A 25,166-nucleotide genomic window follows, 5' to 3' on the forward strand; every position below is an offset into this window, starting at 1 on the left:
ACGGTGCGCACAGAAGGCGTGCCGCTGGGTATCTTGCAATGGTGTCTTAATTACCGCTGTTTTAATGCTGCCGTCTACGCTCGCTGCCTTTATCGACACTTGAGCGCGCTGCTTTCCGATTGCGATTATTACATATTGGCTCGTTTGTGAATGGAACATTATGTAATAGAACGACGGGTCGACAAGTTATGATGCAGATGCACGCCTATTATTCGTTGTCAGAACAACGCTTCACAAAGAGGGTGTGCACAAGTTGCAAGAAGCAGGTCCGGGTGTCATCGTCAATATCTCAATGAATATGGAAGCATAACAGGAGGAGGGTCGGCAGTGGAAAAAGCGACCCCGTGGAAATTGTTCGCTGTGATGGCCGTTTGTACGATCTATTTTATTACTTTTTCGCATTTCGGCACCTTTGCCTATAATGCGTTAATTCCGGATGACGGCCGCTTAAGTGCGGGAACGGCAGTCGGACCGGTTTCATTGGCGAATATGACAGTGCCCGAAGCCTATCAGGCAGTGGCTGAACGGGTAAACGAGTGGAAGGCGACCGCTTCCATTCCGTTGCGATATCAAGAAAAACAGATCGACCTGTCGGCGGATGTTTTTACGTTTCGTCTCGAAGAAAGTGTGAAGCGGCTCATTGATGGGAAGCACACCCCGCTTCTCGTTATCGTGGATTTGGAAAAGTGTTTCAAAGCAGTGGAAGCCGTCGTTCCGCCGGCAGCACTTGAGGTGTATGATGTCAAGCAGCTTGGAAAGGATTTAGAGAAGTGGGCGACTCGACTGCAGTCACCGTCTTCTCCCGTTGATTTAGCACGCTACATATCGTTTCCGGACGGGAACGAGCCGGTTGTCAGTGAAGCAGCTGTACCGTTGTCTGATGCGGCGGCTGCCCGCTGGCTGTCGACGGAGCGGCGTGCGACGATCAAAGCGGGGCAGCTGTTTTCGCTTGATGATTGGCTTAAAAAGGAAAAGGCGGATTTCAGTGATGGAGCGGCCGATTTGATCGCTTCGGCGGTTTATCAAGCGGTGCTAAAAACGAATTTTGCTATTGCCGAGCGCTACACGAGCCGCACGCTGCCCGACGGAGTAACGCCCGGTTTTGAAGCGGCCATCAGCAATGGCCGCGATTTGGAATGGCTCAATCCAAACACAACTGATTACACGCTTTGGCTTCGGTATGACGGGCAAAGCGTACACGCTGAGATCTCCGGCTTGCCATTTGTCTATCAATATATCATTCGCACCGGTGAAGCGGTGAACATCGAACCGCGCACAGTTGTTCAATATGATGCGCGCTTGGCGCCGGGGGATAAGCAAACGAAACAAATGGGCCGCTTGGGGCTGTTTGTCGAGGTGACGCGCGAGGTGCGCGACGGGCCGCGTCTCGTCCGCAAGGAAACGGTCAGTGAAGATTTTTATCCACCGACATACACGATTGAAGTGCGCGGTCTCGAGATCCCGAAAAGCAGCGTCGAGCCAAGCAGTGATGAGGAAGGCGAAAGCGGCGAATCAACGGAAAGCGAAAACGGTGAATCGATGGAATCACCGAACCCGACAGCAACAGAAAATAGCGAAGAGAATACAAAGGACAAACCGGTGCCAAAAGAAGGCGATGAAGCGGACAGCCGTGAAAATGCGCCTACTGCCAGCGGTAAAGGGGAGACGGAAGCGAGCGGAGGGGGAGAAAAATGAGCAAAAAGCAAGAACGGAAACGGCTTGGCGATTTGCTTGTCGAAGCGGGATTAATTACGAAAGAGCAGCTCGCCGAAGCGCTACGTGAGAGGGTGCCCGGACAAAAGCTTGGCGATGCCTTGTTGCAGCGCGGCTACATTACCGAGCAGCAGCTGATTGAAGTGCTTGAGTTCCAGCTTGGCATTCCCCATGTCAGCTTATACCGCTATCCGATCGATCCGAAAGCAACAAGCCTTGTGCCGAAAGAATTCGCCCGCCGCCATATGGTGATGCCGCTCAAAGTCGAAGGCGAGCGGCTGCTCGTCGCTATGGCTGATCCGATGGACTTTTTCGTCATTGACGATCTGCGTCTTTCAACCGGGTTTCAAATCGAGACGGCGATCGCCTCGAAAGACGATATTTTAAGAGCCATTAATAAATATTACGACATTGATGAGGTGTTTGCTGATTTTGTGCAGGCATCGCCGCTGGAGGTGCGCGAAGACGAACAGGCCGATGACGATGATTCCCCGATTGTTCGGTTGGTGAATCAAATTTTGCAGCTTGCCGTTGAGCAGCGGGCAAGCGATATTCATATCGATCCGCAGGAGACGAAAGTGCTCATTCGCTACCGGATCGATGGTCTCCTCCGCACCGAGCGGGCGTTGCCGAAACATATGCAAAGCATGTTAACAGCGAGGATTAAAATTTTAGCCAATATGGATATCACGGAACATCGCATTCCGCAAGACGGCCGGATGAAAATGGATATCGATTTCCACCCCGTCGATTTGCGTGTTTCCACACTGCCAACGGTGTACGGCGAGAAGATCGTTATGCGTGTCCTCGATCTAGGGGCAGCCTTGAATGACATTCATAAACTCGGCTTTAATTCGGTGAATTTGGAGCGTTTCATCCGCTTAATTGAACGGCCAAACGGCATCGTGCTGATCACTGGGCCGACCGGTTCAGGAAAATCGTCGACGTTATATGCCGCCTTAAACCATTTAAACCGAGAAGAAGTGAACATCATTACGATTGAGGATCCGGTCGAATACCAAATTGAAGGGGTTAACCAAATTCAAGTGAACCCGAACGTCGGCTTGACGTTCGCTCAAGGGCTTCGCTCGATTTTACGTCAAGACCCGAACATCATCATGGTCGGGGAAATTCGCGACCGCGAGACGGCCGAAGTGGCGATTCGCGCCTCGCTCACTGGGCATTTAGTGTTAAGTACGCTTCATACGAACGATGCGTTAAGCACGATCACCCGCTTGATCGACATGGGGATTGAACCGTTTTTAGTGGCGACATCACTCGTTGGTGTCGTGTCACAGCGGCTCGTGCGCCGCGTCTGTCGCGACTGTCAAGAAACGTATGAACCGACAAAGCGGGAGAAAGAAATTTTCGCCCGCCGTGGAATCGAGGTGCAAACACTCGCCCGCGGTCGCGGCTGTCCGATGTGCAATATGACTGGTTACCGCGGCCGGCTGGCGATTCATGAGCTGCTCGTCGTGACCGATGAGATGCGGCGCGTCATTTTAAATAATGAACCGTTTTCGAAATTGCGCGAGCTCGCTATTCAAAGCAAAATGATTTTTTTGCTTGATGACGGGCTATTGAAAGTGAAGCAAGGGATAACGACACTCGAAGAAGTGCTGAAAGTAGCCATTTTGCATTGATAGGTGAGATCCATGAAAGAAAAACTTGAGGCGTTATTACGTGCCGCCTTTGAATGCCGTGCGTCCGATGTGCATTTAACTGTCGGCGCACCGCCGATTTTTCGTGTAGACGGGGAACTGAAAGCATACGGCCATGAGCGGCTTCGTCCGGAAGAGACCGAACAAATGGCAAAAGCCATCATTCCACCGCCGCTTTGGCAGCAGTTTCAAGAAACAGGGGAGCTCGACTTTTCGTACGGCATAACCGGAGTTTCCCGCTTCCGTTTAAATGTGTTTAAACAGCGGTCGTGTGTTTCTTTAGCTGTGCGCCTCATTCCGATGCGCATCCCGACACTTGAGGAGCTTGGCATGCCGGCCGTCTTAAAACGCATCGCCGAAAGGCCGCATGGGCTCGTGCTTGTCACCGGGCCGACCGGCAGTGGTAAATCGACGACATTGGCAGCCATGATCGACTATATGAACAAAACGATGTCCAAACATATCATTACGCTCGAAGATCCGATCGAATATTTACATAAACATGGAAAATCGATCATCGACCAGCGTGAAATCGGGTTTGACACCGGCAGCTTTGCCGCTGGTTTGCGCGCTGCACTTCGCCAAGATCCGGATGTCATTTTAGTCGGGGAAATGCGCGATTTGGAGACGATTCAAACGGCGATCACCGCCGCGGAAACGGGGCATTTCGTATTAGGCACGCTGCATACGGCAAGCGCGCCGGCGGCGATCGAGCGGATGATTGACGTTTTTCCGTCGGCCCAGCAGACGCAAATTCGCTTGCAGCTCGCTTCCGTTCTTGTCGCAGTCATCGCCCAACGTCTGTTTCCGAATAGCCGGGGGAACGGACGAGTGGCAGCGTTCGAAATTTTAATCAATAATTCCGCGGTCGCCAACTTAATTCGTAATGAAAAAGAACATCAAATCGTTAACGTGATGCAAACAAGCAAAAACGTTGGCATGCAGACGATGGAAATGAGCATCAAAGAGCTTGTGGCCGACGGGCGCATCGATCCACGTGCAGCCGAGGCGTATTTGGTAGGGGAGCGTGGCGAACATGGCACAATTTAAGTACGAGGGGCGCGATCGGAGCGGGCGAAAAAAGGCGGGGATGATCACCGCCGTCTCGCGGCGCGAGGCAGCCATCAAACTGCGGGAAAAAGGGATTCGCCCGATGGTGCTTACTGAAGTGCCGCCATCGATATGGAACAAAGAAATTTCGTTCGGCCGCGCTGTGAAGCCGCAGCACTTTGTCATTTTTTTGCGCCAGTTTGCGACGCTCGTGCGCGCAGGGGTGACGATTGTTGACTCGGTTCATATTTTAGCCGAGCAGACCGAGAGCAAGTCGCTTGCTCGGGCGCTTTCGGACATCGAACAGTCATTGCGCGGCGGGAATCCGCTCTCGACGGCCGCGGCGCGCCATCCACGCCTGTTTCCGTCGCTGTTTGTCAACATGGTGCGCGCCGGAGAGGCGAGCGGAACGCTTGACGAGACGCTCGACCGTCTTGCTGATCATTTTGAAAAAATGCACCGGACGCGGCAAAAAATCGTCTCGGCGCTCGCTTATCCGATCGCTATTGCCATCATCGCCACGGCGGTCGTCATCTTTTTGCTTGTGGCTGTCGTGCCGGCGTTTGTGGAGATGTTTGCCGATTTTCACGCCGAGCTGCCGGCGATTACGAAGTTTGTGCTCAAAACAAGCGACGTGATGCAACATTACTGGTGGGCGATGGTGCTGCTGATCATGGGCGTATACGTATTGTTCATCGCTCTCCGGCAGCGAAAGGAGGTGAAGTATTATTTCGATTACGCAGCGATGCGGCTGCCGATTTTTGGCAAACTTGTGCAAAAGGCGGCGCTCGCCCGTATGACGCGAACGCTTAGCTCGCTCGTCTCGAGCTCGGTGCCGATTTTAGAGGCGCTGGCCATCGTCGGGCGCGTCGTTGAAAATGAAGTGATCGCTTCCGTCCTTGATGAAGCACGCACCGCCCTTGAGCGCGGCCAGTCGCTCGCCGAGCCACTCCGTCGCCATTGGGCGTTTCCGCCGCTTGTGGCGCAAATGATCGCCATCGGCGAACGGACGGGGGCACTTGACGCCATGCTCGGCAAAGTCGCCGACTTTTACGAAGCGGAAGTCGACGCCGGCACCGATCGCCTCAAATCGCTCATCGAACCGATCATGATCGTGCTGCTTGCCGGTGTTGTCGGGACTATCGTCACCTCTATCATCATACCGATGTATGATATTTTCGGTCGTGTCCAACAATAGTCAATAAGAATATATTCTTATTTTTATTTCCTCGTTATAGAATAGTAGGGGCAACATTCTAATTTAACAGAAAGGGAGAGGGAATGATGTTGAAGCGAATCATCAAAAACGAGCGTGGTTTGACACTCATCGAACTGCTCGCCGTCGTCGTCATTTTAGGGATTATCTCGGCGATTGCGGTTCCATCGATTGGGGGATTGATTGACAATTCGAAAAAGGATGCGCATGTCGCCAATGCGCAGCAAATGATCAATGCAGCGAAAATTGCAGTGACGGCGGATAAAAGTCTTATACCTGATGGCAGTAAGCCCGTAAAAATTGAACTGAAGAAACTAGAGAGCAATGGATATCTAGAAAAAGTAAAAGATCCAGATGGAGGAACTTATAATAAAACTGACTCGTATGTCATGATTAGCAATGATAATAATAAATTGTCTTACAGCGTTAAATTGATTAATGATAAACGGGGCGTTCAGAATGATAATGGAGAAGCTGTCAATGAAAATAAATTAGATCGTAAACAAGTTAGAAACAATTCATCTCAAAATCCTGAAAATAACTCCTAATGAGGACCATGGTCTTAAGCTATTTATTTATTATTTCCCTTCTCCTCGCCTCCTTTTTTAACGTCGTCGGGCTGCGGGTGCCGGTCGGGAAGTCGATCGTCCGGCCGCGGTCGCATTGTCCGGCGTGCGGGCGGACGTTGTCGGCGAGGGAGTTGGTTCCGGTTGTGTCGTATGTTGTGCAGCGCGGGCGGTGCAAAGGGTGCGGGGGGCGCATTTCCCCCCTTTACCCGGCGATGGAGCTCGCGACGGCTATCTTGTTTACCGCTGCACCAACGTGGGTCGGTTGGGGTGGACGGCTTATTATCGTTTGGACGTTGATTGCGCTTTTTGCCATTATCGTTGTTTCTGACCTTCGCTATATGCTCATCCCGGACCGGGTGCTTGTGGTATTTGCCGCCTTGTTTTTGATAGAACGGCTCTTCATTCCGTTTTTGCCGTGGATGGACATGCTCATTGGTGCGGCGGTGGGGTTTTTGTTGTTGCTGCTGATTGCCGTGCTATCAAAAGGCGGGATGGGCGGCGGCGATGTAAAACTGTTTGCCGTGCTTGGATTTGTGCTTGGCTGGAAAATGGTGTTGCTCGCGTTTTTCTTGGCGGCATTGTATGGTACAGTGATCGGGTTGGTCGGCATGGCGCTCGGCCATGTGCGACGCGGCGTGCCGATGCCGTTTGCGCCGGCCATTGCGCTCGGGACGCTGACAGCGTTTTTCTTTGGCGAGGCGATGGTGCGTGCGTATCTTTCGCTTATGATGTAGGACGGTAGAAAGGAAGCAGACAACCATGGCGTTATGGCGGCGAAAGGCAAAACAAGCGAATATTGTCATTAAAGACCATGTCGTCCGTTGTGTGGAAGCGAAGCCGGGGAATCCGCCGGAGGCGAAGCGGTGGGGTGAGCGCGAACTGCCGCCTGGCCTCATTCGCGACGGAAAAATCGTTGATGCGGAAACATTGGCGATGATTTTAGAGGAATGCGTCGACGAATGGAAGCTTGGCGGGCGGCGCGTCCGCTTTGTCGTCCCCGATCCGTTTGTCATGATCCGCACCGTGTCGCTTCCTCCTCATTTGCCGGACGATGACATTCGCGGATATTTGTTTATGGAACTTGGTGAATCGATCCCGCTTCCGTTTGCCGATCCGGTGTTCGACTACGCGGTGGTCGAACGGACGGAAGAGGCGCTAAACGTGCTATTGTTTGCTGCACCGGAGGAAGCAGTGGCGGAATATGCGGCGCTCCTTGAGGATGCTGATTTGCGGCCGGTGGCGGCCGACGTGTCGCCGCTTTGCGCTTACCGTCCGTTTTATGCCGCCGGACAAGCAGCGGCAGATGATCATATTTTGCTCGTGCAGCTTGATCGCTCGGCGGTGAATGTAAGTGCCTTTCACCGCCATTTGCCGCTGTTTATGCGCCATTTGCCGCTTGAGATGCTCGAGGAGCGAACCGTGCCGATCGTTGACCCGTTTGTGGATGTGTATAAGGAAATCGAGCGGATGATGAACTTTTATTCATTTTCTCTCCAACAAGGAAAACAGCAAATTACGCGCCTGTTCCTCACCGGTGATCACCCGCAGCTTGCCGATGCCTTCGCTGCCTTGTCGGAGCGGCTTGATGTACCGCCCGAGCGGCTTTCCTATTCACTCGATCCGCTGCCGGATCGGTATCATCTCGCCTGGGGGCTGGCGTTGAAAGAGGGAATGACTGACGATGATCGTTGACATCAACTTATTGCCGCGGAAAGAGCCGCGCCATACGTTCGGCGTCGTGTTGACGGTCTTGGTCGTCCTTCTTCTCCTCATCGGCGCCGCCGGGGGATACTGGCTGATGGAACGTGCCAACAGCCGTCAAGCGGCGCTTGAAGCGGAATTGAAGCAAGTGCGCGCCCTGCAGGCCGCGACGGCCGCCAAACAGAAGGATGCCGAGCAACAGCAAGGGAGGCAAGAGCTGTCCAAGGCGGTGGAGTGGGCGAACCGCTATCCGTTTAAAACAGTGCCACTGTTGCGCGCGTTGACAAAAGAGTTGCCTGAGCGCGGCTTTATCATGAAATTTTCCTATGCCGACCGGCAGACGGTGACGATGACGGTTCAGTTTGATACCGCCGAAGAAGCGGCCTATTATTTAGCCCGGTTAGAGGCGGTGGACATAGTCAAAGAGGTGAAGCTGACAGAGGTTTCTGCCAGCAGCCAAAGCGGTGAAGTTGAGACGGAAATGATCGTGCCGCGCTATATGGCGCAATATGAGCTAAAAATCGGCCAAGCCGAAAAAAAGGAGACATCGCCATGACCGGTCGCGTAAACAAATGGCTAGCAGTTTCCATTGTATTGCTGCTTGTTGCCGCTGTCGGCACCGCGTTTTATTTTCTCTTGTTAGCGCCGCGCTACCAGGAAATTGACCGGCTCGCCGCCATGGTGCAAAGCGAGAAAAAAGTGCTCGCTGCCATGGAGCAAAACGTTTCGCCAAAGGAAGGAGAGGCGTTGGAAAGCCTCGCCGCGCTGCAAAAAAAAGTGCCGACCCGCCCGCTCATCGACCAACTGTTGCTTGAGTTTCAAAAGGCGGAGTACGTCTCGGACAGCTTATTGGTAAATATTCGCTTTTCCGAAAAGGAGCAGGTAAGCAGAGATGAAACGGGTGCTCCACCAACTGGTATTGAGACGGTGAGTGCGCAGCTGACGGTTCAGTCGCCATCGTATTACCAGCTTGAACGATTTTTAGAAACGTTAGAGCGGGCTGAGCGCATTATGGCCATTGAGTCGCTCACGTTTACCGGGCCGCCAGAGTTGACCTCAACGTCAACGGATATCCATCCGTTGACGTATTCGCTAACAGTTCGCGCCTTTTATGCACCGAAGCTTGAAAAATGGAAACAGCTCCTGCCGGCACGGGATGTTCCGCCGCCAGGCGACAAGGATAACCCGCTGACAGAAATCGCGCCATCGGTGAGTCCGTAGCTAGTCGGAGGGGCGACCATATTGGGGCGGGTAAAGCGTGGAATGACGCTCATCGAGCTCCTTGTTGTGTTGGCGATTGTCGGTATTGTCGCTGTGATTGAAAAGGCGCGCGAGCGGGCGTTTGTTTCCGATGCGTATGGCTTGTATGAGGTGGCGCGGCTGTATGTCGGCGCAGAAAGCGTCGAGTTTTTGCCGGCTCGTTCATCGGCGGTATTGTCCTATAGTGAACTGGTGAAACACGGCTTGCTTCACCCGATCCAAGATCCGTTTACCGGGAACGTACTATCCATAGAGACGAATCCGTCGTACGTGCTCGTGACGAAACAGGAAGGCGACGGGATCGACTATGCCGTTTGTTTGAAAGAGGAGACGAAGCAGCTTTGCGATTACCGGGGACGCGAACAGCCGATTCCTGTCGAGGCGTTAACAAGCGAAGCGATTCGTGACCGGTAATGTCGGAAAATGAAGAAAAGAAGCGGGAACAAGACGACAAATGTCTTGTTCTTTTTTTTTTCATTTATGGTAAGATGGGCGAAAGAAATCGAAGCACGAAGAAGGGTGGTGACAAAATGGACAAGCAGCGCTCGGGCATTACGGTGAACATTAACGGACATCCGCAGCCGTTTACGATCAGGCGCCCATCGGAAGGGAATCAGCCGGACGAGCCTAGGGAGCACCGATCTGAAGAGCGCCCTTCTGCAACTCCCGCCAATGATGGAAAACCGGCCGATCGTCATCAAGCGTGTTCGTCTCAAGCGGACGGTCGACAAACGGATGAAAATCAAAGAAACGGTCGGCAAATCGGTGAACAAAAGGCGGAAAAGCAGGCGTTTGAAACGGTCAAAGAGGAAGAAGCGGCCGCCCTGGAAGAGGTGGACGAACAAACCATCTCGATTTCAGAAGCGATTCAAAAAAAGAAGAAAGCCGGCCAAAAGCGGTGGGCGTGGCGATTGCCTCCGCATGCCAAGTCACTGTTTCTAGCGGCGGCGATTGCCGCTTTCGTTGGCATGGCGTTTGGTATGACGATGCTTCGCCTGATTCCGAAGGAAAAAGCAGAGCCGTCGCCGGCAGCTGAAGCGATGACGGAACTCGCCGAAGCTGGAACAGCGACGGATGGAGAACGTGAGGAAAGTACGATACCTGCGCCATTTTCGATCGCAGTGATTCAAGCCGGGGTTTATTCCGACTCTAAGGCAGCCGCACGAGCAGCCAAATCGATTCAAGAAGCGGGCGTGCCGGTCGTCATTGCCGGCCAGAAGCCGGCGGCGCTCTATATTGCGGTCGGCACGGATAAGGAAGGGTTGCGGGCGGTCAACAACAAATATCGTGAGGCTGTGCCAAGCACGTACGTGAAGGAGCTGGCGTTTGCTGCCGAAACGAAGGCGCGGTCGGATATCGTACAAAAAGGAGAGAAATTGTACGGAAATATGGCAGCGCTCTCTGCCGCTTTGCTTGCCGGCAAGGATGCAAGCAAAGAGGAATGGCAAGCGTTGAGCAAGGCGTACGGTTCGTTGGAAAAAAGCAAAGTATCAAACGACAAAACGGTTCAAAACTATGTCGAAGCGCTAAAGCAGGCGTATTTGGCGCTTGCCGCCTACAAAGAAAATCAAGACGAAGCGCTGCTTAGCAAAGCCCAACAACAGCTGCTTGAGGCGCTAAGCACGTATATGGAACTCGTGCCGTTGCGGAGCTAAAAACAGGCTCCGTTTTTTCTTTTTTGCTTCTTGACTGTGGAAAATTGTCTTCCGGTGAAAAATTTGCTACGATACAAATGAATCTTCCGAACCGAAGCGAAGGAAAGGAGAATGGTTCATGCCCCCACGGTTAGTACTTGCTTCCCGCTCCCCGCGCCGCAAACAGCTCCTCGAGATGACCGGTTGGCCGTTCGATGTGCAAGAAAGCCAAGCCGATGAAACGATCGCTCCAGGAACACCTCCTGAAGAAGCTGTTCAAATGCTTGCCCGCCGGAAAGTCGAGGCGGTCATGCCGTCGATACCCGATGCTTACATTCTCGGGGCTGACACGATGGTTGTGTACGGTGATCGCTTTTTAGGGAAGCCGCATACCGCCGAAGAAGCATTTGATATATTGCGCCTTTTGTCTGGGCGGACGCATGATGTGTGGACTGGTGTCGCCATTGCAACGCCGAATGGAGAAGTGGTGTCGTTCGCTGAAAAAACGGCGGTGACGTTTTGGGAGTTAAGCGAAGAAGAGATCGCCGCCTACATTGCGACCGGGGAGCCGATGGACAAGGCAGGGGCGTACGGTATTCAAGGACAGGCCGCCCTGTTTGTCAAACGGATTGAAGGCGATTATTTCAATGTCGTTGGCCTGCCGCTGTCGCGGACGGTAAGAGAACTGCGCCGATTCGGGTGGCCGTCGTCGGGAGCGTAGGCGTGCAAAACGTGGGCGGCTGGCCGCTCTTTGGGCAGGCCCAAAAAGCGTCCCTAAGCGGTGTTTGCTCCTCAATTGAAGGGGAGACGATGATCACAAAAAAAGGGGAGATACGATGACGTGGATGATTCGTGACGTGCCGAAAGACAGCCGGCCGCGTGAACGGTTGCTGGCATCCGGGCCGGAAAGCTTATCCGATCATGAGTTATTGGCGATTTTGCTGCGCACCGGGACGAAAGACGAGTCAGTCGTGCAGCTCGCCCAGCGTGTTCTCCAGCATTTTGAAGGGCTGAGGCTGCTGAAAGACGCGACGGTTGAAGAAATGACCAGCATTAAAGGAATTGGCCCGACGAAAGCGGTGCAAATTTTAGCCGCGCTTGAGCTTGGCCGGCGCATTCACCAGTCCGGCTACAATGACCGCTATGTCATCCGTTGTCCGGAGGACGGAGCCAAATACGTGATGGAAGATATGCGCTTTTTATCGCAAGAACATTTTGTTGCCATTTATTTGAATACGAAAAACCAAGTCATCCACCGCAAAGCGGTATTCATCGGAAGTTTAAACGCCTCAATTGTCCATCCACGCGAAGTGTTTAAAGAGGCGATCAAACGATCCGCCGCCTCGGTCATTTGCGTGCATAATCACCCCTCTGGCGATCCGACCCCAAGCCGTGAAGACATCGATGTCACAAAACGGCTCGCTGAATGCGGACGCATTATCGGCATCGAACTCTTGGATCATCTCATTATCGGCGACCAAAAATTCATCAGTTTGAAAGAAAAAGGATACGTCTAACGGTTCTCATTTTTTGTCGAATCAGGTATAATATCAATTATGAGTTTTTCTGAATCTGCTTGGGCGGTGCTGTACAACTTATAAATGACTGACATCCGACCAATTTTGCCAATATAAAGATGATACGCATTTCGTTTCGGAAAGGAAGATCGACAATATGCTTGGGTTTGGAACAAAAGATCTTGGAATCGACTTAGGGACAGCGAATACACTTGTTTACGTAAAAGGAAAGGGCATCGTGCTCAGAGAGCCGTCAGTCGTTGCTATTCAGCGCGATACAAAGCAAATTGTCGCCGTTGGCAATGAAGCGAAAAACATGATCGGGCGCACGCCGGGCAACATTGTGGCGCTGCGGCCGATGAAGGACGGCGTCATCGCTGATTATGAGACGACAGCGACCATGATGAAGTACTACATCCGCAAGGCCATCAAAACGAAAGGGATATTTGCGAGCAAGCCGTATGTGATGGTATGTGTACCGTATGGCATCACAGCGGTCGAAGAGCGGGCGGTCGTTGATGCGACACGCCAGGCTGGAGCGCGCGATGCGTATACGATTGAAGAACCGTTTGCGGCGGCAATCGGTGCCAACTTGCCGGTATGGGAGCCGACCGGCAGCATGGTTGTTGATATTGGCGGCGGCACGACCGAAGTGGCGGTTATTTCGCTCGGCGGCATCGTGACAAGCCAGTCGATTCGCGTTGCCGGTGATGAAATGGATGAGGCGATCATCCAATATATCCGCAAAATGTACAATTTGATGATCGGCGAGCGGACGGCGGAAGCGATCAAAATGGAAATCGGTTCAGCTGGAGATGTAGAAGGAATCGGCAAAATGGAAATTCGCGGCCGCGACTTATTGACTGGGTTGCCGAAAACGATTGAAATTAGCGCGGAAGAAGTAGCAGAGGCGTTGCATGATACCGTTTATGCGATCGTCGATTCGGTGAAAAATACGCTTGAAAAAACGCCGCCGGAGCTGGCTGCCGACATTATGGATCGCGGCATTGTATTGACGGGCGGTGGGGCTTTGTTGCGCAATTTGGACAAGGTCATCAGCAAGGAAACGGACATGCCGGTCATCGTGGCTGAGAATCCATTGGATTGCGTGGCGATAGGCACCGGCAAAGCGCTTGACCATATTGACTTGTTCAAAAACAAGGCGAGAGACCATCGCTGACAGTAAGAAGGTGCTGACGCATGTCACAGTTTTTTGGAAATAAGCGCCTCATTTTTTTGCTTGTCAGCATTGTCATTCTTGTCATGTTGATCGGTTTTTCGTTGCGCAACCGTGAGGAACTGACATGGCCAGAGCAGTTTATTAAAGACACTGCTGGGGGTATTCAGCTTCTGTTTGAGAAGCCCGCACAGTTTGTCGCGGGCTTCTTTGAAAATGTGAACGACCTCCGCCATACATATGAGGAAAACGAGGTATTGAAAGCAAGACTTGAGGAATATACGGCACTGCAGACAGAGGTCGAGGCGCTGCGCCAGGAAAATGAGCGGCTGCGCGAGCTGCTTGATAAAAAGGAGAGCTTGCGCGACTTTATTCCGATTCAGGCAACAGTGATCGGGAGAAACCCGGAGCGTTGGCGGGAGACGATCATTGTCAACAAAGGAATTCAGCACGGGGTCAAAAAAGATATGGCGGTCATTACCCCGGCCGGGCTTGTCGGCAAGGTGCAGCACGCTTCCCAATTTACGTCCACGGTGCAACTGTTAAGCGCGCTTGATCAAAACAACCGCATTTCCGCCTACGTCCAAGGGAATGAAAATGTATTTGGGTTAATCGAAGGGTACGATGAAAAGCGGCGTGAACTAGTGCTCGGCGAAATTCCGATTGATGCCGAAGTGAAAAAAAAGCAAAAAGTGTTGACTTCCGGCCTCGGTGGTGTGTTTCCGAAAGGATTGCCGATCGGCGAAGTGACCGAGGTCAAACCAGATCAGTACGGACTGACGCAAATCGTCTATGTCAAACCGTTTGCCAACTTGTATGATATTGACGATGTAATGATTGTGAAACGAAAAATCGATAAGACACTGCAAGAAGAGGAGGAGGCAAAGTGAAAAAGTGGCAGCTCCCTTTCCTTGCGGTGTTATGTTTTGTCAGCGAAAGCATTTTTGTTGATGTATGGCCGAAGGGTGACTTATATATTCGCTATTTTTTTGTGCCCCGTTTTTTTCTCGTTTTTTTAGTGCTAATGGCTGTTTACCTTGGCGGGACGCGGGCGATGGGCTACGGCTTCATTTTCGGGTTCTTATATGATTGCATCTATACGGAACTGCTCGGTGTTAACGCCTTTGCCTATACGCTCATCGCCTATATAGCGGGCAAAGCAACAAAATGGTTTCACCAGAGCTGGGCGGTTGCGTTTTTGTTATCGGTGTTGGCTATTGCCCTGCTTGACAGTTATGTGTACGGCATTCAGCTGTTGATCGGGCGGACAGATTGGTCGTTTTCTGTTTTTTGGGATCGCCGGTTATGGCCGACGCTGCTGTTAAACATCGCATTTTTGCTCATCTTCTCGTACCCGCTCGGACGGTGGCTGACCAAAATTCGCCGATTGGAGCAGGAAGAATAAAAGAGGAAAAACGGCCCGTTCTGTAGAATTATTCGTTGGGGTGAACGTTGTGGCAAAACAAAAGCAGCAGTACGTGACGATTAAAGGGACGAAAGATGGGCTGACGCTGTATCTTGATGACCGCTGCTCGTACGATGATTTAATGAAAGAAATTGAGGAGCGTCTCGTCAAACGCTCCAGCGTCGCGGCCAACAGCCCGCTCGTCTCCGTTCATCTGAAAGTTGGAAATCGCTACTTAACGCCCGCCCAAGAGGAGGAGTTGCGAGCGCTCATCCGCCGTTCGAAAAACTTGGTCGTCGATTCGATCGAGAGCAATGTGATATCGAAAGCAGAAGCGATCGAATGGGTACAGAAAACGGAAATCGTCACTGTCTCGCGCATTGTTCGTTCCGGGCAAGTGCTTCACGTCGAGGGGGATTTGCTGCTGCTCGGTGATGTGAACCCCGGTGGAACGGTGATTGCCGGAGGCAACATTTTCATCCTCGGCGCCTTGCGCGGCATCGCCCATGCTGGATACGCTGGGAATAAAGAGGCGATCATTGCCGCGTCAGTGATGAAGCCGATGCAGCTGCGCATCGGCGATGTCATGAATCGTGCTCCCGATTACAAAACGGACGAAAGAAATGAAATGGAATGTGCTTATATTAATGAACATAATCAAATTGTTGTTGACCGCCTGCAGCTGCTCATGCATTTGCGGCCGAATTTGACGCGCTTAGAAAGGAGAATGTAACCGTGGGAGAAGCGATCGTCATTACTTCCGGGAAGGGCGGTGTCGGCAAAACGACGACGACCGCGAACCTTGGGACGGCCCTCGCCATTTTGGGGAAGCGGGTGTGCCTCGTCGATACGGACATCGGGCTGCGCAACCTTGATGTCGTGTTGGGGCTTGAAAACCGAATTATTTATGATTTAGTGGATGTCGTTGAAGGACGCTGTACGGTACAAAAAGCGCTTGTCAAAGATAAGCGGTTCGATAACCATTTGTATTTGCTGCCGGCGGCGCAAACGAGCGATAAGTCGGCGGTCAATCCGGAACAGATGAAAGAGATGATCGAGCAGCTGAAGCAAGAATACGATTATGTGCTCATCGACTGTCCAGCCGGCATTGAGCAAGGCTACCGCAATGCCGTCGCCGGTGCGGATGAGGCGATCGTCGTCACGACACCGGAAGTATCGGCCGTTCGCGATGCGGATCGCATCATCGGCCTGCTTGAAGCGGAAGAGCACGTCAAGCCGCCACGCCTCATCATCAATCGCATTCGCAGCAATATGGTGAAAAACGGAGATATGTTGGATGTTGATGAAATTGTCATGCACTTATCGATTGAGCTGCTCGGCATTATCGTCGACGATGAAAACGTGATCAAAGCGTCTAACCGCGGCGAGCCGATCGTCCTTGACCCGAACAGCAAAGCGTCAATCGCTTACCGCAACATCGCGCGCCGTATTCTTGGCGAGTCAGTGCCGTTGCCGCCGCTTGAGGAAGAAGAGAAAGGACTGTTCTCTAAGATTCGGAAAATCTTTAGTTTGAAATAGAGGAATGGGGCAATTCCGAGGGGAAATTGCCCTTTTTGTTTTGCTCATCGTTCGAGGAAGGCTCCGGCATACAGCGGCTCAGCATGAGAGAATATGGGGGTAAAAGGAAAACCCAAAAGGCCGTTTGCCCTCAACAAAACATCAGATATAGACTGACGGATTCGTTTGATATGTGTATACGGATTCGTTTGATATGTGTATATGGTGGTAGAAAGGGTGTCTCGTTGCTTTAGAGACGCCCTCTTTTTTATAATGCTGCAAGTATTTTAGTAAGGTGGATGGGGAACATGATGCAAACAAGGCTTCTTAGAAAATAGTTAGGATGTAAACACGTCCGTCTTTGGAAGCGAGGAGCCTTGGCCATAGAGATGGGCTCGGTGAAAAACGCTTGTTCATATTCAATGAGGTTGTCTCATAAATTAGTACAAACGTTGTTAGAAAGGTGGAGGGGGGACGTATGGACCGACGCATTCGAGAGATGAAAAAGCGAATTGAAAAGCGGCGAAAAGAGCGCCAATATCAATCAAAAAAGCGAAAGGAGCCGGTGTGGGGGATAGCGGACGAGGAACGGTACGGGCTGCCGGTCGTCACGTATGACCGCTATTCGTTTGAATCAGAGTCCCATCCGCTGTTCCGCAAAGAGTGGTTTCTTTTTAAAACGCTCATCGCCGCCTGTCTCGTGTTAGTGACCGCCATTTTGTTCAGGCATCCATCCGCTTCGCTTGAACCGGCACGGCAGTTTGTCGTGCGGACGATGGAAACAGAATTTCAGTTTGCGGCTGTTTCGGCTTGGTATGAAAACATGTTCGGCGAGCCGCTCGCCTTTTTTGCGCCAAAAAAAGGGACAAAAACGGAAATAGCGTCCTCATACGCGGTGCCAGTTTCCGGTCGAGTGCTTGAAAGCTTTGACGAAAATGGTCAAGGGGTGATGATCGAAACAGAGAGTGAGGCGAAAGTCGAAGCGATGAAAGAAGGGATCGTCACGTTTGCCGGCACGAAGGAGAAGCTCGGAAAAACGGTCATCATTCAGCATGCGGATGGCAGTGAGACGTGGTATGGCCATTTAGGCACCATTTCGGTGAAGCTGTACGATTTTATCGAGATGGGAAAAGAAGTCGGTACCGCCCAGGCGAGTGATAAAGAAAAACAGAAAGGGTTGTTTTATTTTGCCATTAAGCAAGGGGAGCAATTTATCGATCCGATCCAGGTGATCTCCTTTGAATAAGTATCTAGGGCTGCTTGGAAAGTTGCACGTTCATCCGTTATTATGGCTGATCGGCGGCATGGCGGTATTGACTGCCCATTTTAAGCAGCTTTGTTTGCTGTTTTTTATCGTTCTTGTCCATGAACTTGGCCATGCGGTGGCAGCGGCGTTTTTTTCTTGGCGGATAAAGAGGATTTTGTTGCTGCCGTTCGGCGGAGTGGCAGAAGTAGAAGAGCATGGAAACCGTCCATTCCGCGAAGAATGGATTGTCACGCTCGCCGGACCGGCACAGCATCTTTGGTTGACAACGGCTGCGTTTTTTTTGTGGAAGGCGGGCTGGATGGATGACGGGAGTTGGGAATTGTTTTTCCGTTATAACGTGGCTGTTTTTAGTTTAAATTTGCTGCCGATCTGGCCGCTTGACGGCGGTAAACTGCTGTTTTTGCTGTTGTCGTATCACCGTCCGTTCAGCGAGGCGCACCGGAAGATGGTTGCGATATCAGCGGCTGTGCTGGCGGCCAGTATCATCCTTTTGCTTGTATTCATGCCACGTCAGCTTGATTTATGGACGATTGCAGTCTTTTTGGCGTATGCGCTTTGGCAAGAGAAAAAACAACATCCATATATTGTTATGCGCTTTTTGCTTGAGCGGTATTACGGGAAAAAGGGGGATTACGCAAGGCTGCAGACGATCACCGCCCCAGCGGACGAGCGCATCTCTGCTGTGCTGCAACGCTTTTATCGCGGCCAAAAACATGCGATCGTCGTCGTCCGCAATGGACGCGAACGGACGGCGCTTGATGAAAACGAACTGTTGCACGCATTTTTTGCTGAAAAGCGGACTGATGCGCCGCTTGGCGCTCTCATTTATTGATGACGGCTGGCCGTTTGAACCGTTTCATTCCCCTCTGGGGAGAAGATTGCGGTTGACGGCCGGTCGTTTGTATGTTACTATAGTTAACGTTGTAGACTTTTTGTCCCTTAATAGCAGGGACAAAAGAGGGCGGCTGTCGCAAAAAGACGCACCCGTACTACAACCGCTCAGCGCGGGTTGTGAAGTGTTCCGGTTGGAACCGCCTTGACGCTGGCGAGTCTGAGTTCATAAAGGAGGTGCGAGGCATGTACGCAATTATCGAAACTGGCGGTAAACAATTGAAAGTACAAGAAGGCCAAGAAATTTACATTGAAAAATTGGATGCTAATGAAGGCGATACGGTGACGTTTGACAAAGTGCTGTTCGTCGGCGGGGAAACGGTGAAAATCGGAAACCCGACAGTCGAAGGTGCGACGGTTACGGCGAAAGTGCAAAAGCACGGCCGACAAAAGAAAATTATCGTCTTCAAATATAAAGCGAAAAAGAACTATCGCCGCAAACAAGGCCACCGTCAGCCATATACGAAAGTCGTCATCGAAAAAATCAACGCGTAAGCGATGATCCGCGTCACGATTGAACGGGAAGCGGACGGCCGCATTCGCGCGTTTACGATGGATGGGCACGCCGAGTTTGCCAAGCGCGGGCAAGATATCGTATGTGCCGGCGCTTCGGCCGTCTCGTTTGGCACCATCAATGCCATCGAGGCGCTCACCGGCGTTCGCCCGCACGTTTCGCTTGGCCAAGACGGAGGCTATCTTCGCTGTGAGCTTCCGAAGTTGGAAGAAGCAGCGACGGCAGAGAAAGTGCAATTATTGTTGGAAGCGATGGTCGTCTCGTTAAAGACGATCGAACGCGATTACGGGAAGTTTATCCGCGTGACATCTATCTAGCAGGAGGTGACTGCTATGCTGAGACTCGACTTGCAATTTTTTGCTTCGAAAAAAGGGGTCGGTTCGACAAAAAACGGCCGTGATTCGATCGCAAAACGTCTTGGTGCGAAACGCGCTGACGGTCAATTCGTCACTGGCGGCTCGATTTTGTACCGCCAACGCGGAACGAAAGTTCATCCGGGCTTGAACGTTGGCCGCGGCGGCGATGACACGCTGTACGCGAAAATCGACGGCATCGTTCGTTTCGAGCGGCTCGGCCGCGACCGGAAGCGTGTCAGCGTCTACCCGGTTAGCCAAGAAGCGTAATTTGTTTCGGAGAAAAACTCTAACCATTCCGGTTAGGGTTTTTCTTTTTGTCCTTGAAAAATCGTTCCCGTTTAATGTCAGAAAATGTTATAGTAAAAGTGAATGGCCTCTTGATGAAGAAGAGGCTGAAGAAAAGACGGTGTGGGAAACTGCGCCGCATGAATAGGGGAGCAGTGAATGGAAAAGCGATGGACGGTCGTTGAAGTGATGCGCCATGCCCGCCATGACTGGCTGAATAAAATTCAGCTCATTAAAGGTCATTTGGCGCTCAATAAAATCGAACGGGTGCAGGAAGTCATTAATGGCATTATCGGTGAGATGCAGCAGGAAACCCGGCTGACGAACTTGAAGGCCGAGCGATTCGCCGAACTTGTCATGACTTACAATTGGGAGCCGCGCCCGGTTAGTCTTGAGTATGAAATCACGGGCGGCGAAGCGGATTTGTCATTGTATGACAAACGGTTGACCGAATGGTGTCGCGAGTTTCTTCGCTTGCTTGAGATGCAGGCCGATAGACGGACGGAAAACCATGTGTGCTTGTCGATCGAGCTGTCTTACGGGCGGGCCTTGTTGTTTTTTGATTATCGTGGCGCATGGCAGGACGAGGAAGCGGTTCGTGCTTGGTTGGAACGATGCGAGCCGGCGCCGCCGCTTCGGCTTGTATCGTTTGCTGTCGGTGCGGAAGAGTTGACCGTGGAGCTTGAGCTGCTGATCCGCTCTGAAATGACTTATTCTTGAGCACATATTGACAGCATTGAATTGGCTCTGTATACAATAATAAGTATTAGTTACACTAATTTCGCCATGATGGAAGCGAATCGGAGGAACAGCTATGTTTGTCGATCAAGTGAAAATTTACGTCAAAGGTGGGGACGGCGGCAACGGTATGGTCGCGTTTCGCCGTGAAAAATATGTCCCAAAAGGCGGGCCGGCTGGCGGAGACGGCGGTAAAGGCGGCGACGTTGTGTTCGTCGTCGACGAAGGGCTGCGGACGTTAATGGATTTCCGCTACCAACGCCATTTTAAAGCGCCGCGCGGCGAAAACGGCATGTCGAAAAATCAGCACGGCAAAAATGCTGAAGACTTGCTTGTCAAAGTGCCGCCGGGGACGGTTGTCATCGATGCCGATACAAACGAAGTGCTCGCCGATTTGACCGAACAAGGACAGCGGTTTGTCGTCGCCAAAGGAGGGCGAGGCGGGCGAGGAAACACCCGGTTTGCGACCGCGGCTAATCCGGCGCCAGAGATCGCGGAAAACGGCGAGCCAGGCGAGGAGCGGAACGTCATTTTGGAATTAAAACTGCTCGCTGATGTTGGCCTTGTCGGGTTCCCAAGTGTCGGCAAATCGACGTTATTGTCCGTCGTTTCAGCAGCAAGACCGAAAATTGCTGAGTACCACTTTACGACACTCGTGCCGAATTTGGGCGTCGTCGGAACGGAAGACGGCCGCAGCTTTGTCATGGCTGACTTGCCGGGGCTCATCGAAGGCGCCCATGAGGGGGTCGGCTTAGGACATCAGTTTTTGCGGCATATTGAACGGACTCGCGTGATCGTCCATGTCATCGATATGGCCGCGGTGGAAGGGCGCGATCCGTATGACGACTATGTCGTCATCAACGAGGAGTTGAAGCAATACAATTTGCGCTTGACTGAACGGCCGCAAATTGTCGCAGCTAATAAAATGGACATGCCAAACGCCGAAGAAAATTTGCGCCGCTTTAAAGAGAAAGTCGGCGAGGCAGTGCCCGTCTTTCCGATTTCAGCAGCGACAAGGCAAGGGGTGCGCGAGTTGCTGTTTGCCATTGCTGATTTGCTCGAAACAACGCCGGAGTTTCCGCTCCATGAACTGGAAGAGCCGGCAGTGCAGCGCGTCGTGTACAAATACGAAAAAGAGGAGCTGCCGTTTACCATTACCCGCGGCAGCGATGGGGCGTTCATTTTGTCGGGTGAAAAAATTGAGAAACTGTTTAAAATGACCGACTTCTCGCGTGAAGAATCGGTGCGCCGCTTCGCCCGCCAACTGCGTGCCATGGGAGTCGACGACGCGTTGCGCGAGCGCGGAGCGAAAGACGGCGACACCGTCCGGCTGCTCGATTACGAATTTGAGTTTGTCGATGACTGGGATGAACGATAAAAGCGGAGGAAGGTGCGGTGGAGAAAAAATTTTATTTAGTGCGCGAAGACATCTTGCCGGAAGCGATGAAAAAAGTCGTGCTGGCGAAACAGCTGCTTGAGCGGAAAAAAGCCGCCTCGGTTGCCGAGGCGGCTCAGCTCGCCAACATTAGCCGCGGCGTCTTTTATAAATACCGCGATGCCATTTTTCCGTTTCAGGCGGTGACGAAAGAAAATATCGTCACGTTGTTTTTTCATTTGGAAGACCGCTCGGGCACGTTGTCACAGCTGCTTAGCGTCGTAGCAGCGGCAGGCTGCAATGTGCTGACGATCCACCAGACGATCCCACTGCAAGGACGGGCGAACGTGACGCTTTCCGTCAGCACAAACGATATGCATGAAGACATTGATGAACTGTTGGCAAAACTTAGGGGGCTTGAATTTGTCGAAAAAGTTGAAATTGTCGGCTCGGGAGTGTATTAAAGCAAGGGAGAGGCAAACGAGATGAGAATCGGCTATTTAGGACCGAAGGCGACGTTTACTGAAGCGGCCGTTGCGGCGCTGTTTCCATCAGAGCCGCGACAGCCGTACGCCACGATTCCCGACTGCATCGATGCCGTCGCCGCTGGGGAAATTGAGGCAGCGGTTGTGCCGCTTGAGAATGCGTTGGAAGGGTCGGTCAATTTAACGCTCGATTATTTAATCCATGAACAGCCGTTGCCGATCATCGGTGAAATCGTTGTTCCGATTGAGCAGCATTTCATGGTGCACCCGTACTATGCACCGCATTGGCGGGAGATTAAAGAAGTGTATTCACATTCGCATGCCATTGCTCAGTGCCGCAAATTTTTACATACGGTGCTCAAAGGCGCAAAGCAAGTGCCCACGACGTCAACGAGCGCCGCTGCCAAATTTGTCAGCGAACATCCGCACTTGCCAGTGGCGGCGATTGCCAATCGGCTCGCAGCGAGCGAATACGGCTTGACGATTGTGCAGGAAAATATTCATGATTATGATTACAACCATACGCGCTTTATCGTCGTCAGCCGAAGCAGGCAGCCGCTTTCGCCTGATTCGCCGCTTTATGCCGGCGACAAAACGACCATTGTTGTCATGTTGCCGCAAGATCAGCCTGGTGCGCTCCACCAAGTGCTGTCGGCGTTTGCTTGGCGGCGGCTGAACTTGACGAAAATCGAGTCGCGCCCAGCGAAAACAGGGCTTGGCAACTACTTTTTTATCATTGATATTGACGCACCGATGGATGATGTCCTCATCCCGGGAGCGATCGCCGAAATCGAAGCGCTCGGCTGTACGGTGCAACTGTTAGGCAGCTATCCATATTACTTTGTCTAAAACACCAGGGTGTCCCAAAACTAGGAGGACACCCTTTCCTATCATGGCATATGTGTACTAGGTCATTTTATGAGAGACGAGATGTTATCTCCCTCGTAAAGAACGATACCTTTTGAATCAGCCTCTTTTGCCTTCCACCGCTGCTACACTTCTTTTTTCCATCGCTCTCTTATCTCCTATTGCCCGCTTTGCTTAGGTGAAAAATGCTGCACGTTCTGTTTAGCTGCTGTGGAACGCCCGTTTTGGTGGCGGGACAGGAGCGTGCAAATGAAGAGGGGTTAGGCCTCGATTAAAAATCCCGCTTGTTTTAAGGCACGGCAGGCGGCGTCGAGCTTTTCTGGTGAGTCAGCTTCGAGCGTATGCAAATGCGTCCCATCGGTCAGCTGCAATAAATATGCTGATTTTGTCGCTTCAATTTTGGCGATAAACTGGTCGACTTCGAAGCGGTTGCTGACCATGACCGATGCAATTAAATCGCCATAGACCGGATGTTCAATTTTGACATCTTTTACCGTTACACCACAGTCGACAAGCAAATACAGTTCTTCTTTTGTCTGTTCCGGTGTATGGGAGCAGGCGATGGTTCGCGTATACGTTTGCGTCGGTTCGGCCGGCTTTAAATACAAATATCCTTGGCTTGTCGCGATAATAGGTTCGTTGCGTGCCTTTAACAGCGAAATATCTTGGACGATTACTTGGCGGCTGACGTTCGTTTTTGCTGCCAATTCTGCCCCGGTGAGCGGTGTCTCGCTTTCTTTCAGCCATTGCAAAATGAGCTGGCGCCGCGCTTCTCCTAAAATTTTCTTTTCTTCTTTCACCTTGTCCATACCTCCTTTCGCGTTCGGATAAACTGTTCTAATGTGGAGATCAATTGATCGATCTCTATTTCCCGCGTGGACGTACCAAGTGATACACGGACGAACTGCTTTGCCTCCTCTGGGGTTTTGCCGACGGCAAGCATGGTGCGCGACGGCGCCTGCAATCCGACTTGGCAGGCGCTGCCGGTTGAAATGGCAATACCGGCACGGTTGCATTCCAGCATGACGAGCTGCCCTTCAAAACCGGTAACAGACAACCCGACAATATGGGCAAGTCGACAGCTAGGATGGCCTTCAACGGCAATCGGCAGCTGTTTGGCTGCTATGGCGTCAAGCAGCCGGCGGCGCAGCTGTTCAAATCGTGTCTGTTCACCTTCCATCCGTTCGTAAAGCTGCTTAGCGGCAGTGAGGAAGGCAACGATCCCCGGCACATTGACTGTTCCGGGTCGGAAGCCGGATTCGTGTGTCGTCCCTGGAAAAACGGGTTTCCAATGAAGGTGCGGGTCGATGTAGACGGCTCCGACGCCTTTTGGACCGTACACTTTATGAGCGGAAATCGATACGCTGTCAATTGCCATCGCCTTAACGTCTAGCTGTATTTTAGCAAAAGTTTGCACGCAGTCGCTATGAAAAAGGATGCCGCGCGCTCGCAACAGGCGACCGATGTCAGCAAGCGGCTGGATGGTGCCGATTTCCGAGTTGGCATGCTGGATGGAAGCGAGGATCGTCTGCGGTGTGATGGCCCGTTCCAAATCAGCGAGACGGATGCGACCGAATCGATCGACGGGCAAATACGTCACCGCATATCCTTCCGTTTCAAGCTGTTGAAACAAATGATAAAGTGAGGCGTGTTCGACTTCGGTAGTGATTAAATGATTCCCTTTGTGGCGGTGGGCGGCAATGAGCGACCGAATGGCGAGCACATTTGCCTCCGTGCCGCCGCTTGTGAAATAAATCCCTTCTGCTTCCCCGTTGATCATAGCGGCAAGCTCACGCCGGCATAGCGTCAGCAATTGCTTCGCTTTCGTGCCGACGTCGTGCAGGCTACTTTCATTGCCAAAATAAACGGCCGCTGCCTCAGCATAAGCCTCGATGGCTTCTTTGCACATTGGTGTCGTCGCTGCGTAGTCCAAATAAATCATATTCTCCCGCCTTTTCTTTCACTTT

29 protein-coding genes and 1 other annotated feature are annotated in these 25,166 nt (G+C 52.0%); of the genes, 27 read left to right on the plus strand and 2 right to left on the minus strand.

The genetic code is table 11. The features are described from left to right. Positions 1-327: 327 nt before the first annotated feature. The 27 genes from DSM465_RS0103640 (at position 328) to pheA (ending at position 23,181) form a co-directional block, all read left to right on the plus strand. Positions 328-1,695 (plus strand): VanW family protein, encoded by a 1,368-nt coding sequence (locus DSM465_RS0103640; protein WP_029760648.1) that lies wholly within the window; start codon positions 328-330, stop codon positions 1,693-1,695. After that, positions 1,692-3,356 (plus strand): GspE/PulE family protein, encoded by a 1,665-nt coding sequence (locus DSM465_RS0103645; protein WP_008881088.1) that lies wholly within the window; start codon positions 1,692-1,694, stop codon positions 3,354-3,356. The genes DSM465_RS0103640 and DSM465_RS0103645 overlap by 4 nt, the downstream gene beginning before the upstream one ends. Positions 3,357-3,368: 12 nt before the next feature. Further along, positions 3,369-4,424 carry a type IV pilus twitching motility protein PilT gene (locus DSM465_RS0103650; RefSeq protein WP_008881087.1) on the plus strand — a complete coding sequence of 352 codons (1,056 nt, stop codon included), beginning with the start codon at positions 3,369-3,371 and terminating at the stop codon, positions 4,422-4,424. Beyond that, complete coding sequence (locus DSM465_RS0103655) at positions 4,411-5,622, plus strand: type II secretion system F family protein (RefSeq protein WP_029760649.1); 1,212 nt, start codon at positions 4,411-4,413, stop codon at positions 5,620-5,622. The genes DSM465_RS0103650 and DSM465_RS0103655 overlap by 14 nt, the downstream gene beginning before the upstream one ends. Before the next feature lie 86 nt (positions 5,623-5,708). Further along, the gene (locus DSM465_RS0103660; protein WP_174375698.1) at positions 5,709-6,188 is read left to right on the plus strand and encodes a type II secretion system protein; all 480 of its coding nucleotides are present in this window, start codon (positions 5,709-5,711) and stop codon (positions 6,186-6,188) included. Continuing rightward, positions 6,188-6,943, plus strand: a complete 756-nt coding sequence (locus tag DSM465_RS0103665) for a prepilin peptidase (RefSeq protein ID WP_008881084.1) — start codon at positions 6,188-6,190, stop codon at positions 6,941-6,943. The genes DSM465_RS0103660 and DSM465_RS0103665 overlap by 1 nt, the downstream gene beginning before the upstream one ends. Before the next feature lie 25 nt (positions 6,944-6,968). Beyond that, entirely contained in the window at positions 6,969-7,901 is a 933-nt protein-coding gene (gene pilM / locus DSM465_RS0103670) for a type IV pilus biogenesis protein PilM (protein ID WP_029760651.1), read from the plus strand. Next, the gene (locus DSM465_RS0103675) at positions 7,891-8,466 is read left to right on the plus strand and encodes a PilN domain-containing protein (protein ID WP_029760652.1); all 576 of its coding nucleotides are present in this window, start codon (positions 7,891-7,893) and stop codon (positions 8,464-8,466) included. Before pilM ends, DSM465_RS0103675 begins: the two co-directional genes overlap by 11 nt. Then, positions 8,463-9,131 (plus strand): pilus assembly protein PilO, encoded by a 669-nt coding sequence (locus tag DSM465_RS0103680; RefSeq protein ID WP_029760653.1) that lies wholly within the window; start codon positions 8,463-8,465, stop codon positions 9,129-9,131. Before DSM465_RS0103675 ends, DSM465_RS0103680 begins: the two co-directional genes overlap by 4 nt. Positions 9,132-9,149: 18 nt before the next feature. Next, a complete protein-coding gene (locus DSM465_RS0103685; protein WP_029760654.1) occupies positions 9,150-9,584 on the plus strand; it encodes a type II secretion system protein in 435 nt (144 codons plus the stop codon). Positions 9,585-9,700: 116 nt separating this feature from the next. Continuing rightward, entirely contained in the window at positions 9,701-10,825 is a 1,125-nt protein-coding gene (locus DSM465_RS0103690; RefSeq protein WP_008881079.1) for a hypothetical protein, read from the plus strand. 118 nt (positions 10,826-10,943) lie between these two features. Further along, on the plus strand, positions 10,944-11,525 hold the full coding sequence (locus DSM465_RS0103695; RefSeq protein ID WP_008881078.1) for a Maf family protein: 582 nt from the start codon (positions 10,944-10,946) through the stop codon (positions 11,523-11,525). Positions 11,526-11,640: 115 nt separating this feature from the next. Then, positions 11,641-12,321: a RadC family protein gene (gene radC / locus DSM465_RS0103700; protein WP_029760655.1), complete on the plus strand. Its 681-nt coding sequence runs from the start codon at positions 11,641-11,643 to the stop codon at positions 12,319-12,321. Positions 12,322-12,478: 157 nt separating this feature from the next. Continuing rightward, entirely contained in the window at positions 12,479-13,501 is a 1,023-nt protein-coding gene (locus DSM465_RS0103705; RefSeq protein ID WP_008881075.1) for a rod shape-determining protein, read from the plus strand. A gap of 20 nt (positions 13,502-13,521) precedes the next feature. Then, positions 13,522-14,388, plus strand: a complete 867-nt coding sequence (mreC, locus tag DSM465_RS0103710) for a rod shape-determining protein MreC (RefSeq protein ID WP_008881074.1) — start codon at positions 13,522-13,524, stop codon at positions 14,386-14,388. Then, positions 14,385-14,903, plus strand: coding sequence for a rod shape-determining protein MreD (gene mreD / locus DSM465_RS0103715; protein ID WP_011887910.1), 519 nt, complete (start codon positions 14,385-14,387; stop codon positions 14,901-14,903). Before mreC ends, mreD begins: the two co-directional genes overlap by 4 nt. A 40-nt stretch (positions 14,904-14,943) precedes the next feature. Next, positions 14,944-15,636 carry a septum site-determining protein MinC gene (minC, locus tag DSM465_RS0103720; RefSeq protein WP_008881071.1) on the plus strand — a complete coding sequence of 231 codons (693 nt, stop codon included), beginning with the start codon at positions 14,944-14,946 and terminating at the stop codon, positions 15,634-15,636. Between the two features lie 2 nt (positions 15,637-15,638). Continuing rightward, positions 15,639-16,442 (plus strand): septum site-determining protein MinD, encoded by an 804-nt coding sequence (gene minD, locus DSM465_RS0103725; RefSeq protein WP_008881070.1) that lies wholly within the window; start codon positions 15,639-15,641, stop codon positions 16,440-16,442. A 457-nt stretch (positions 16,443-16,899) separates the two neighbouring features. Continuing rightward, entirely contained in the window at positions 16,900-17,667 is a 768-nt protein-coding gene (locus DSM465_RS0103730) for a M23 family metallopeptidase (RefSeq protein WP_011887908.1), read from the plus strand. Then, positions 17,660-18,520: a M50 family metallopeptidase gene (locus DSM465_RS0103735; protein WP_029760656.1), complete on the plus strand. Its 861-nt coding sequence runs from the start codon at positions 17,660-17,662 to the stop codon at positions 18,518-18,520. The genes DSM465_RS0103730 and DSM465_RS0103735 overlap by 8 nt, the downstream gene beginning before the upstream one ends. A 151-nt stretch (positions 18,521-18,671) precedes the next feature. Continuing rightward, positions 18,672-18,751, plus strand: a sequence feature (ribosomal protein L21 leader region). 14 nt (positions 18,752-18,765) lie between these two features. Continuing rightward, entirely contained in the window at positions 18,766-19,074 is a 309-nt protein-coding gene (gene rplU, locus DSM465_RS0103740) for a 50S ribosomal protein L21 (RefSeq protein ID WP_008881067.1), read from the plus strand. Positions 19,075-19,077: 3 nt separating this feature from the next. Further along, entirely contained in the window at positions 19,078-19,410 is a 333-nt protein-coding gene (locus DSM465_RS0103745; protein ID WP_011887906.1) for a ribosomal-processing cysteine protease Prp, read from the plus strand. 15 nt (positions 19,411-19,425) lie between these two features. Next, positions 19,426-19,716: a 50S ribosomal protein L27 gene (gene rpmA, locus DSM465_RS0103750; RefSeq protein ID WP_008881065.1), complete on the plus strand. Its 291-nt coding sequence runs from the start codon at positions 19,426-19,428 to the stop codon at positions 19,714-19,716. A gap of 177 nt (positions 19,717-19,893) precedes the next feature. Next, positions 19,894-20,454: a sporulation initiation phosphotransferase B gene (locus tag DSM465_RS0103755; protein ID WP_008881064.1), complete on the plus strand. Its 561-nt coding sequence runs from the start codon at positions 19,894-19,896 to the stop codon at positions 20,452-20,454. Positions 20,455-20,548: 94 nt separating this feature from the next. Further along, complete coding sequence (gene obgE, locus DSM465_RS0103760) at positions 20,549-21,850, plus strand: GTPase ObgE (RefSeq protein WP_029760657.1); 1,302 nt, start codon at positions 20,549-20,551, stop codon at positions 21,848-21,850. 17 nt (positions 21,851-21,867) lie between these two features. Beyond that, positions 21,868-22,311 (plus strand): ACT domain-containing protein, encoded by a 444-nt coding sequence (locus DSM465_RS0103765; RefSeq protein WP_008881062.1) that lies wholly within the window; start codon positions 21,868-21,870, stop codon positions 22,309-22,311. Positions 22,312-22,332: 21 nt separating this feature from the next. Next, a complete protein-coding gene (gene pheA, locus DSM465_RS0103770) occupies positions 22,333-23,181 on the plus strand; it encodes a prephenate dehydratase (protein ID WP_011887902.1) in 849 nt (282 codons plus the stop codon). Positions 23,182-23,459: 278 nt separating this feature from the next. Here pheA and DSM465_RS0103775 read toward each other — a convergent pair whose 3' ends face one another. Both DSM465_RS0103775 and DSM465_RS0103780 read right to left on the minus strand, forming a co-directional pair. Beyond that, entirely contained in the window at positions 23,460-24,008 is a 549-nt protein-coding gene (locus DSM465_RS0103775; protein WP_011887901.1) for a transcription repressor NadR, read from the minus strand. Then, complete coding sequence (locus tag DSM465_RS0103780) at positions 23,996-25,141, minus strand: IscS subfamily cysteine desulfurase (protein WP_008881059.1); 1,146 nt, start codon at positions 25,139-25,141, stop codon at positions 23,996-23,998. Before DSM465_RS0103780 ends, DSM465_RS0103775 begins: the two co-directional genes overlap by 13 nt. Positions 25,142-25,166: the final 25 nt, after the last annotated feature.

Origin of the sequence: Geobacillus thermodenitrificans subsp. thermodenitrificans DSM 465 (assembly GCF_000496575.1) — a bacterium.
Lineage (GTDB): Bacteria > Bacillota > Bacilli > Bacillales > Anoxybacillaceae > Geobacillus > Geobacillus thermodenitrificans.